7 protein-coding genes are annotated in these 5,687 nt (G+C 72.4%); 1 reads left to right on the plus strand and 6 read right to left on the minus strand.

The features are described from left to right. The 6 genes from G6W55_RS36790 to G6W55_RS36815 form a co-directional block, all read right to left on the minus strand. Nucleotides 1–295, minus strand: a 295-nt coding sequence (locus tag G6W55_RS36790) for an NADH-quinone oxidoreductase subunit J (RefSeq protein ID WP_175524956.1), incomplete at its 3' end; no start/stop codon positions are given. Next, complete coding sequence (locus G6W55_RS36795; protein WP_175524957.1) at nucleotides 292–918, minus strand: NADH-quinone oxidoreductase subunit I; 627 nt, start codon at nucleotides 916–918, stop codon at nucleotides 292–294. The genes G6W55_RS36790 and G6W55_RS36795, both read right to left, overlap by 4 nt. A gap of 2 nt (nucleotides 919–920) precedes the next feature. Continuing rightward, on the minus strand, nucleotides 921–1,889 hold the full coding sequence (locus G6W55_RS36800) for a complex I subunit 1 family protein (protein ID WP_175524958.1): 969 nt from the start codon (nucleotides 1,887–1,889) through the stop codon (nucleotides 921–923). Next, the gene (locus G6W55_RS36805; RefSeq protein WP_175524959.1) at nucleotides 1,886–3,385 is read right to left on the minus strand and encodes an NADH-quinone oxidoreductase subunit C; all 1,500 of its coding nucleotides are present in this window, start codon (nucleotides 3,383–3,385) and stop codon (nucleotides 1,886–1,888) included. The genes G6W55_RS36800 and G6W55_RS36805 overlap by 4 nt, the downstream gene beginning before the upstream one ends. Beyond that, the gene (locus tag G6W55_RS36810) at nucleotides 3,382–3,987 is read right to left on the minus strand and encodes an NADH-quinone oxidoreductase subunit B (RefSeq protein ID WP_175524960.1); all 606 of its coding nucleotides are present in this window, start codon (nucleotides 3,985–3,987) and stop codon (nucleotides 3,382–3,384) included. Before G6W55_RS36810 ends, G6W55_RS36805 begins: the two co-directional genes overlap by 4 nt. Further along, nucleotides 3,978–4,373, minus strand: coding sequence for an NADH-quinone oxidoreductase subunit A (locus G6W55_RS36815; protein WP_175524961.1), 396 nt, complete (start codon nucleotides 4,371–4,373; stop codon nucleotides 3,978–3,980). Before G6W55_RS36815 ends, G6W55_RS36810 begins: the two co-directional genes overlap by 10 nt. A 272-nt stretch (nucleotides 4,374–4,645) precedes the next feature. Here G6W55_RS36815 and G6W55_RS36820 point away from each other — a divergent pair. Next, nucleotides 4,646–5,687, plus strand: a 1,042-nt coding sequence (locus tag G6W55_RS36820) for a sensor histidine kinase (RefSeq protein ID WP_175524962.1), incomplete at its 3' end; no start/stop codon positions are given.

Here is a 5,687-nt window from a genome sequence, read left to right on the forward strand (position 1 = left end):
GGGAGCGGCCGATGGGGGCCCGGGTGAGCATCAGACCGAAGAGAAGGAGGACGACTACGGAACCCACATAGATGAGGACCTGCACCCAGGCGATGAACTCGGCGGTGAGCAGGAGGTATTCGACGGCGAGGCCGCCGAGGGCGACCACCAGCCACAGGGCGGCGTGCACCAGTTGCCGGGTGGTGACGGTGACCAGGGCGGCGGCCAGGGTGACCAGGCCGACGAGAAGGAAGGCGATCTCCACTCCGGTCGGGGAGAGGAAGCCCTGCGGCGCGGCCGCGGAGGCGAGGGTCATGACTCTCCTCCCTCGGGCGTGGTGGGCTCGGATCCGGCTTGAGCCTCGGAGTCGGCCTCGGCCTTGGCATCGGCTTCCGCCTCGGCTGCGGCTGCGGCCTGGGCGGCGGCCAGCTTGTCCGCGGTCTTGCGGGCGGCCGCGATCTCCTTCGGCTCCTCGGCGGCGGGGTCGAGGGCGGGCGGGGCCGGCACAGTCCACATCCACTCGCGGAGCTTGTCCCGCTCATGGGTGAGATCCCGGATGTCGGTCTCGGCGTACTCGAACTCCGGGGACCAGAACAGCGCGTCGAAAGGACAGACCTCGATGCAGATACCGCAGTACATGCACAGGGAGAAGTCGATGGCGAAGCGGTCGAGGACGTTGCGGCTGCGCTCGCGGCCACCCGGGGCGGCGGGCGGGACCGTCTCCTTGTGGGAGTCGATGTAGATGCACCAGTCGGGGCACTCACGGGCGCAGAGCATGCAGACCGTGCAGTTCTCCTCGAACAGGCCGATCACGCCGCGGGTGCGGGGCGGGAGTTCGGGCTGGACGTCCGGGTACTGCTCGGTGACGGTCTTCCTCGTCATCGTGCGCAGGGTGACGGCCAGGCCCTTGGCGAGGCCGCTGCCGGGAAAGGAGGCCATGGCTACCGGATCACCACCTTGACGACGCCGGTGAGGGCGATCTGAGCGAGAGAGAGGGGGACGAGGAGCGTCCAGGAGAGCTTCTGGAGCTGGTCCTCGCGCAGACGGGGGTAGGTCACGCGCAGCCAGATCACGATGAAGGCGAGCACGGCGGCCTTGAGCAGGGTCCAGACCCAGCCCAGTCCGTCCGCACCCCAGGGGCCGTGCCAGCCGCCCAGGAAGAGAACGGTGGTGAGACCGCACAGGACGACGATTCCGGCGTACTCGGCGAGGAGGAAGAGAGCGAAGCGCAGGCCGGTGTACTCGGTGTACGCGCCGAAGATGATCTCCGAGTCGGCGACGGGCATGTCGAACGGGGGGCGTTGGAGCTCGGCGAGGCCGGCGACGAAGAAGACGATCGCGCCGACGATCTGCCAGGGCAGCCACCACCACTCGAAGGCGTCCACGATGCCGGGCAGGGAGACCGTGCCGGCGGCCATCGCCACGGAGGCGGCGGTGAGCAGCATCGGCAGTTCGTAGGCGAGGAGTTGAGCGGCGGTGCGCAGTCCGCCGAGGAGGGAGAACTTGTTGGCGCTGGCCCAGCCGGCCATGAGGGAGCCGAGGACCCCGACGCCCATCACGGCGAGCACGAAGAAGACACCCGCGTCCAGGACCTGGCCGACGGCGCCCTCGCCGGGGCCGACGGGGATCACGAGGAGGACGAGGAGGTACGGCAGGAGGGCGACGGCGGGGGCGAGTTGGAAGATACGGCGGTCCGCGCCGGCGGGGACGACGTCCTCCTTCTGCGCGAACTTCACGCCGTCCGCGATGAGCTGGGCCCAGCCGTGGAAGCCACCGGCGTACATCGGACCGAGGCGGCCCTGCATATGGGCCATCACCTTGTGCTCGGTCTGACCGACGATCAGGGGGAAGGTGAGGAAGACGACGAAGACGATCAGGAGACGCAGCGCGACGTCGAGCACGTCGTTCATCGCGAGCCTCCTGGAGGGGTTTCGGGGGTGGGGGGTTCGGTCGAGGGGGAGTCGGGGTGGGGTTGCTCGGGGTCCGATGCCTGGTCGGGCGCGGGCGTGGGCCCGGGCTCTTGGACAGCCTCCGGCTCCTGAGGCGACTCCGGCTCCTGGGCCGGGCCCGCCTGCGACTCCTCCGGCCGCTCGGACGCTCCAGGCGCGGGCTGCTGCGGCCCTTCCGCCGGCTCAGGGTCCCCGGGCGCGGGCTGCTTCGGCTCTTCGACCGGCTCGGGCTTCCCCGGCGCGGGGCGCTTCGGCTGCTCGTCGCGGTCGGCGAAGGCTGGGCGGGCGTGGTGCCACGGGGCGTCCGCGCTGCGGGGGGCCGTGGCGGGGCGGTCCGGGGTGGGCGGCTGGGTGCGCTGGGAGGCGGAGCCCTCGGAGGCGGTGCGGGCTCGGCGCGGGCCGGCCGGGGGGCGGGGCGCCTCAGGGGTCTCCGGGGTCGCCTCGGGCGTCGCCCGTTGGGAGGCCGAACCGCCACTCGCCGTGCGGGCTCGGCGGGGGCCGGCCGGGGGTTGCGGGGCTGCGGTCGGGGTCTCCGGGGTCGCCTCGGGCGTCGTCCGCTGGGAGGCCGAGCCGCCGCTTGCCGTGCGGGCTCGGCGGGGGCCGGCGGGAGGTTGCGGGGCCGCGGCCGGGGTTTCCGCCAGGGCGTTCTCCGGGGGCGTCGTCCGCTGGGAGGCCGAGCCGCCGCCTGCGGTTCGCGCCCGGCGGGGGCCGGCGGGGGCCTGCGGGGGCGTAGGGGAGGCCGCGGCTTCCGTCTCCCCGCCGGTGCCGGCGGCGCCGGTGCTCGCGGCCGGCGTCGGGGGCCGGCTTGCTGAGCCCTCGCCGGCTGTGCGGGTGCGGCGGGGTGGGCGTTCGCCCGGGGTGCGGGTGGGGCGGGTAGGGGCTGGGGGGAGTTGGCCCTTGAGGGGACCCCACTCGTTGGGGTCGGGGACTCCGGGGGGCAGCATCTGGCGGCGTTTGGGGCCGCCGTGTTCCGACTCCCCCGGTTCCTTGGCGCCGGGCCATGCCTTGGCGACGCGGGCCGCGAGGACGAAGTCCTTGCGGAGGGGGTGGCCCTCGAAGTTCTCGGGGAGGAGGAGGTGGTCCAGGCCGGGGTGGCCGTCGAAGCGGACGCCGAACATCTCGTGCGTCTCGCGTTCGTGCCAGGCGGCGCCGGCGTAGACGTCGACGGCGGAGGGGAGGGAGGGTGACGCGTGCGGGACGGTCGTGCGGACCAGGAGGCGGCGGACCGGGGTGAGGGCGACGAGGTGGGCGGCGACTCGGAAGCCGGTGCCGGGTTCGTCGACGGCGCTCAGCCAGTCGAAGTAGGTGCAGGAGAGGTCGTCGCGGGCGACGCGGAGGGAGGTGAGCCAGGATGCCGGGGGGACGTCGACGGTGAGGACGTCGTAGGACTCCTCGGCGGTGGCGTCCGGGCCGAAGAGTTCGTCGGCGGGGGCGGGGAGCCAGCCGATGGTGGTCATCGGTCCTCCCGCGAGGAGGGTTCGGCCGGGGGTTTCACCAGGTCGCTCCGGAGGGCCGCGGTCGAGGGGCGGGAGGTGCCGTAGCGCTCGCCGAGGGACTCGCGGGCGATCTTCTCCTGGAGCTTGATGATGCCCTGGAGGAGGGCCTCGGGGCGGGGCGGGCAGCCGGGGACGTAGACGTCGACGGGGATGATCTGGTCGACGCCCTTGGTCACCGAGTAGGAGTCCCAGTAGGGGCCTCCGCAGTTGCTGCACGCGCCGAAGGAGATGACGTACTTCGGTTCGGGCATCTGCTCGTAGAGGCGCTTGACGGCCGGGGCCATCTTGTCGGTGACCGTGCCGGAGACGACCATCAGGTCGGCCTGGCGGGGGCCGGGCGCGAAGGGGATGACACCGAGGCGGATGAAGTCGTGGCGGGCCATCGACGCGGCGATGAACTCGATCGCGCAGCAGGCGAGGCCGAAGTTGAAGACCCAGAGCGAGTAGCGGCGGCCCCAGTTGAGGACCACTTTCATGGGCTCGGGCGCGAGGCGGGAGAGGGCGCCGAGGCGTTGGGGCTCGGGCAGCAGGACCGGCTCGGAGGCGGGTGGGGTCACGTCCATGCCAGGACCCCTTTCTTGTACGCGTAGAGCAGGCCGACGGCGAGGAAGCCGAGGAAGACGAACATCTCGACGAGGGTGGTGGCGCCGTAGCCGGGGGCGGCGAAGACCGTCGCCCAGGGGAACAGGAAGATCGAGTCGACGGCGAAGATGACGTAGAGGAAGGCGTAGACGTAGTAGCGGACCTGGGTGTGGGCCCAGCCCTCGCCGACGGGGTCGACGCCGCACTCGTAGGTGAGGAGCTTCTCGGGGGTGGGGACCACCGGGCGCAGGAGGCGTCCCGCGCCGAAGGCGACGGCGACGAAGAGCACGCCGACGACGGCGAGCAGTCCGACGACCGAATACGACTGGAAGTAGTCCGCCGCGACCTCGACGGTCGGTTCCCGCACGTCCGTCCCTCGCTCCCTGGCCCAGGTCCCGGCCTGCGTGGCCGTGACCGTGACCGCTCGGGCCTCACCGGCCACTTCGTCGTCCTCGGCATCGACAGGCGCCGTCGGCACCATCCGTGCCGCCGACGATCTGTACGCAGGGAGTCTAGGCCCTGATAAAGGGACGGTAAGCAGCCCGTCACGCCTCGATCCGGGACCGGGGGTTTTCCCCAGGGCGGTGGAGGCGGGGAACCTCATGGCGTCAGGGTCCGCGGCGCGGCAGGCTGGCCCGTATGACCGCATCCCAGTCCACCGCCTCCGCCCGGGGCGGCGCCCATGACCCGCGTCGGGCCGCCGTCCGGGAGTCCGTCGCCCCTCGCCGTGCCGGGGCCGGCGGGCACGACGACGACCGGCCGCCGCCGGTGCATTTCGCCTACGACCCGTGGACCTGGCAGGAGATCGCGCATCTGCTGGCGAATCTGCCGGTGTCGCTGTTCGGGTTCACGTATGTGATGACGGTGATCGTGACCGGGGCCGCGATGAGTGTCACGGTGATCGGGTTGCCGTTGCTGGCGCTCGGTCTGGCGGGGGCGCGGTTGATCGGGCGGTTCGAGCGGGGGCGGGCGCGGTTGCTGCTCGGGCTGCGGATCGACGAGCCGAGTCCGCTGCCCGTGCAGCGGGCGGGCGGGCCGTTGTCGTGGATGTGGCTGGCGTTGAAGGATCCGGTGGCCTGGCGGACCGTGCTGTACGACGTGATCCGGCTGCCCTGGGGGATCCTCACCTTCACGGTGGCGCTGACCTCGATGTTCGTGCTGTGGCCGGTGCTGCCGTATCTGGCGCGAGGTCTGGCCAACGCGGACCGGGCGATGGTGCGGGCGCTGCTGTCGCCGTCGGACGAGCTGGAGCGGCGGATCGCCGAGCTGGAGTCCGACCGGGGGGTGGTCGTCGACACGGCGGCCGCCGATCTACGGCGCATCGAGCGGGATCTGCACGACGGGGCGCAGGCCCGGCTCGTGAATCTCGCGATGGGCCTGGGTCTGGCGAAGGAGAAGCTGCTGGAGGACCCGGATGCGGCCTCGGCGATGGTGGAGGAGGCGCACGGCGAGGTGAAGCTGGCGCTCCAGGAGCTGCGGGATCTGGCGCGCGGGATCCACCCGGCGGTGCTGACCGACCGCGGGCTGGACGCCGCGCTGTCCTCGGTGGCCTCGCGGTGCACGGTGCCGGTGAAGGTGACCGCCGACCTGGAGTCGAGGCCGGCGGCGGCGATCGAGGGGATCGCCTACTTCACCGTCTCCGAGCTGCTCCAGAACGTCAGCAAGCACAGCCGGGCCCGGT

The sequence above is a fragment of the Streptomyces sp. CAI-85 genome (assembly GCF_013363615.1).
In the GTDB taxonomy this organism is placed as follows: domain Bacteria; phylum Actinomycetota; class Actinomycetes; order Streptomycetales; family Streptomycetaceae; genus Streptomyces; species Streptomyces antibioticus_B.

Excerpts from the sequence above, each read along its gene's own strand:
- G6W55_RS36800 (WP_175524958.1), bottom strand. The coding sequence starts at position 1,889 with ATGAACGACGTGCTCGACGTCGCGCTGCGTCTCCTGATCGTCTTCGTC.
- G6W55_RS36810 (WP_175524960.1), bottom strand. The coding sequence starts at position 3,987 with ATGGACGTGACCCCACCCGCCTCCGAGCCGGTCCTGCTGCCCGAGCCC.
- G6W55_RS36795 (WP_175524957.1), bottom strand. The coding sequence starts at position 918 with ATGGCCTCCTTTCCCGGCAGCGGCCTCGCCAAGGGCCTGGCCGTCACC.
- G6W55_RS36805 (WP_175524959.1), bottom strand. The coding sequence starts at position 3,385 with ATGACCACCATCGGCTGGCTCCCCGCCCCCGCCGACGAACTCTTCGGC.